The sequence below is a fragment of the Gilliamella sp. Fer4-1 genome, assembly GCF_001690515.1.
Classification (GTDB): Bacteria; Pseudomonadota; Gammaproteobacteria; order Enterobacterales; family Orbaceae; genus Gilliamella; species Gilliamella apicola_C.
In genome coordinates, this window is the sequence record NZ_LZGZ01000315.1 from 1 (window position 1) to 4753 (window position 4753).

Annotated in this window: 3 protein-coding genes; all 3 read right to left on the reverse strand. The window is 35.0% G+C overall.

From position 1 onward, the window contains the following. Positions 1-19: 19 nt before the first annotated feature. Entirely contained in the window at positions 20-1150 is a 1131-nt protein-coding gene (gene nrdB / locus A9G30_RS10565) for a class Ia ribonucleoside-diphosphate reductase subunit beta (RefSeq protein ID WP_065588931.1), read from the reverse strand. Between the two features lie 121 nt (positions 1151-1271). Then, positions 1272-3557, reverse strand: coding sequence for a class 1a ribonucleoside-diphosphate reductase subunit alpha (nrdA, locus tag A9G30_RS10570; protein ID WP_065567543.1), 2286 nt, complete (start codon positions 3555-3557; stop codon positions 1272-1274). A 990-nt stretch (positions 3558-4547) separates the two neighbouring features. Next, a partial coding sequence (locus tag A9G30_RS13050; protein WP_176700904.1) for a hypothetical protein occupies positions 4548-4753 on the reverse strand: 206 nt, incomplete at its 5' end.

Below are 4753 nucleotides of genomic sequence, written 5' to 3' on the forward strand. Positions count from 1 at the left end.
ATACCATTTAGTATAAAAATTATAATTTGAAATCACTTAAATCATCTTCATTAATTTCAGAATCAATTTGTCCAACTAAATAAGAACTCATTTCCGCTTCTTGTGGAGCTACTTGGACATTATCAGATACGAGCCAGTTATTGATCCATGGAATTGGGTTTGATTTAGTATCAAATGGTAGTTTTAGCCCCACTGCTTGCATGCGAATATTTGTGATATATTCGACATATTGGCATAAGATATCTTTATTTAAACCGATCATTGACCCACCCTCAAACAGGTATTCGGCCCATTCTTTTTCTTGGTTAGCTGCTTGTAAAAATAGGTTATAACAATCTTGTTCGCACTCTTTGGCAATTTCGGCCATGTCAGGATCATCTTCACCACTGCGCAATGTGTTGATCATAAATTGTGTGCCGGTTAGATGTAGGGCTTCGTCACGTGCTATAAGTTTGATAATTTTTGCGTTGCCTTCCATTAGCTCACGTTCAGCAAAAGCAAATGAGCAAGCAAAACTGACATAAAAGCGGATGGCTTCAAGCGCATTTACACTCATTAAACAAAGATATAATTTCTTTTTGAGTTCTCGTAAGCTAATGGTGATGGTTTTATCATTAACATTGTGTTTACCTTCGCCAAGTAGATTGTAATAGCTGGCATAGCTGATAAGATCGTCATAATAACCTGCAATATCACCAGCACGTTTTTGAATTTCTTTATTCGTGACAATATCATCAAAAACAACAGAAGGATCGTTAACAATATTACGAATAATATGTGTGTATGATCGAGAATGTATCGTTTCTGAAAATGACCACGTTTCAACCCATGTTTCAAGCTCTGGAATTGAAATAAGTGGTAATAATGCAACATTGGGGCTACGTCCTTGAATGGAATCAAGCAACGTTTGATATTTTAAGTTACTAATAAAAATATGCTTTTCATGCTCTGGTAATGCAGCATAATCAATTCGGTCTTGAGAGATATCAACTTCTTCAGGGCGCCAAAAAAAGGACAGTTGTTTTTCAATTAATTTTTCAAACATTTCGTATTTTTGTTGATCATAACGAGCAACATTTACCGGTTGTCCAAGAAATATTGGCTCTTTTAGTTGATCATTGTGGACGTGTGAGAAGGTGCTGTAATTCATACTCATAATCGAACTCCTAACGAAATTGGGTAATTTTTCTTTAAACAAAAAGAAAAATAGGAATAGTATAGGATAACCGTTCAGTTATCCTATACTTTTATTTTAGTGCTGAATGAGGCAATTAGATTTTGCACGCTCCGCCTTCACAACCATCATCACTTGCTTTAAATTCAATATCGCCTTGAATATCTTCAGCGCCATCACGTGTATTATGATAATAAAGGGTTTTTACACCATATTTGTAAGCCGTGAGTAAATCAGCTAATAGCTGTTTCATCGGAACTTTATCATTCGGGAATTTGGTTGGATCATAATTAGTGTTCGCCGAAATAGATTGATCTATAAATTTCTGCATGATCCCCACTAATTGTAAATATCCAGTATTATTAGGGAGTTGCCAAAGTAGTTCGTAAAAGTTTTTTAGATTTTTATAGTCAGGTACCACTTGTTTTAAAATACCATCTTTAGAGGCTTTCACACTTATAAAACCACGTGGTGGTTCAATACCATTTGTTGCATTGGAAATTTGCGACGAGGTTTCAGATGGCATGAGTGCTGATAACGTGGAATTACGCAGTCCATAAGTTTTAATCGATTCTCGTAGTGATTCCCAATCATAGTGTAATGGTTCTTTAGTGATAGTATCTAAATCTTTTTTGTAAGTATCGATTGGTAAAATACCTTGAGCATAAGTTGTTTCGTTAAATAGTGGGCACGCCCCCTTTTCTTTAGCAAGGTTATTTGATGCTTTTAACAAATAATACTGCATGGCTTCAAAAGTGCGATGAGTTAAATTGTTAGCGCTGCCATCGGAATATTTAACCCCATGTTTTGCTAAATAATAAGCATAGTTAATTACACCAATTCCTAATGTCCGACGGTTGATTGAAGAGTTTCGCGCAGCAGGAACTGGATAATTTTGGTAATCTAGTAGTGAATCAAGTGCGCGTACTGTTAAGTCAGCAAGTTCTTCAAAGTCATCTAATGATTCAATTTTGCCAAGGTTAAAGGCAGATAATGTGCAAAGCGCAATTTCACCTTTTTCATCATTGACATTATTAAGCGGTTTAGTTGGTAGCGCAATTTCCATACATAAATTAGACTGATGAACTGGCGCTACTTGAGCATTAAATGGGCTGTGCGTATTGCAATGATCAACGTTTTGAATATAAATTCGCCCTGTTGATGCGCGTTCTTGCATGAGTAATGCAAAGAGTTCAACGGATTTAACCACGCGTTTACGAATATTTACATCTTGTTCATATTGGTGATACAGCGTTTCAAATTTATCTTGATCGGCAAAGAAAGCATCATAAAGCCCTGGTACGTCTGATGGACTAAATAGTGTAATGTTTTCATTTTTAATTAAGCGTTGATACATTAGTTTGTTGATTTGTACGCCATAATCTAAATGGCGTACACGGTTTTCTTCAACACCACGATTATTACGTAAAACCAGTAAACTTTCGACTTCTAAATGCCAAATTGGGTAAAAAATGGTTGCTGCACCACCACGTACCCCGCCTTGTGAGCATGATTTAACAGCAGTTTGAAAATATTTATAAAATGGAATGCAACCAGTGTGGAAAGCTTCACCACCACGAATTGAACTGCCTAAAGCACGAATTCGCCCCGCATTTATGCCAATTCCAGCTCGTTGTGATACATATTTAACAATCGCACTTGCCGTTGCATTGATAGAATCTAAGCTATCATCACACTCAATTAATACACAAGAACTAAATTGGCGAGTAGGTGTACGAACCCCTGCCATAATTGGTGTTGGCAATGAAATTTTAAAGGTAGATACCGCATCATAAAAGCGTTTAATATAGTTAAGGCGTGTTTCTTTCGGATAATTGGCAAATAAACAAGCCGCAACTAAAATATATAAAAATTGCGCGCTTTCATAAATCTCTCCAGTAACGCGATTTTGAACCAAATATTTACCTTCAAGCTGTTTAACCGCTGCATAGGAAAACGACATATCACGCCAGTGGTCAACAAACTTATCCATTTGTTCAAACTCCGCTTGCGTATAATCTTCAAGTAGATGCTTGTCGTAATGCTCACTACCAACCATTTTTTTCACGTGTTCGTAAAGTGCAGGTGGTGTAAATTGGTTATAAGCTTTTTTACGTAAATGAAAAATCGCTAAGCGTGCTGCTAAATACTGGTAATCAGGGGATTGTTGTGAAATCAGGTCAGCGGCTGCACGTATAATTGTTTCATGAATGTCTGATGTTCTAATTCCATCATAAAATTGGATATGAGAACGTAATTCAACTTGAGAAACGGAAACATTTTCTAGCCCTTCGGCTGCCCACGCAATGACTCGATGAATTTTGTCGAGATTGATTGGTTCTTTATTTCCATCTCGTTTGGTTACTAGTATTGATTTATTCATTCTTTCTATCCACTTAAATTGTAAAATTTATCGTAAGGTATAATAATTGATAATTATCAAAATATACAATATATAGTGCCTATTAATAAGTTTATTACTATATATAGTGTATTTATTAATCAGCAACGTGGATTTTTTTAACTAAAATCAAGCGTGTTAGTTTTAAAATGTAAATTCAGCTTTTTGTTAAAAAAAGAGTAAAGATAGATATAAGTGGAAAAAGTGAAAATATCTCAACGATAAGAATTTCCTATGAATAGGTAGTTCTTGAATCTAGGAAAAACGATTAAGGTGTTACTATATAGCTATACATAATCCATTTTTGTTTTCAGACTCTCCTCTACAATAGTACTTAACATTATAGGTATGTCAATCACAATAATCATTGTTAGAGCCAACAATATATTGCCAAGCTTTTTTGGGTCAAGTGCATTTTTGGTATTGAATAACACTGTTACTACATCGTTATTATTAGCGCTTGTAACCAGATCGTTACCTCGTTTTATTGACGCAATATAGCTTTTAGCAAGCCCATTTTAAGCCAGAAGTAAGTCAAATTTAGTACTGTAAAAAGTTGTGGCTTGGAAGTTTTTGTTGAGTATTTGTTCGATTGAATTAAAAAAACCTATTTATTATCCCATTAGTTTTCCTCACTATTTACTGCGTCAAGTGGTGCTAATTCTAGGCTAGCTTAACAAAAGGCAGTGTCTTTCAAGATGGTATACCTCTTTGCATGGTTGTGTAATGATAGATTCGTTGGGATATTTATTATTATTTGGAAGTCCGTATTTTGAAAACAAAACTAAATCGGCAGATAACTTGATATTTATAAAGACTGTACATACCTTTTTGTGATAGTAAGCAGAATGTATCGGTCGATATTGGTGTAAACTCAACTAATTGTTTTTCTGCTTTGATAGAGAATGTTCAATATTTTCTGAATACTTGAATGTTATAAATTAAACCTTTTAGATGATTGAATTAAGGTATTTATTTAATGGCAGTGCAGATACCATTTTTAGATTCACTTTCTCCTCGGCAGTGATATATAGCATTGTAAGTATGTAGATCACAATATTCTTTTTCATTCGTATCATACAGCCAGATGCGCCTATAAATGTTACCTTGGTTTGGCGCTGCTGCCCAAGAATTAGGATAAGCATTTTGGTTTGGATCACCCCATTCACCTAATAATG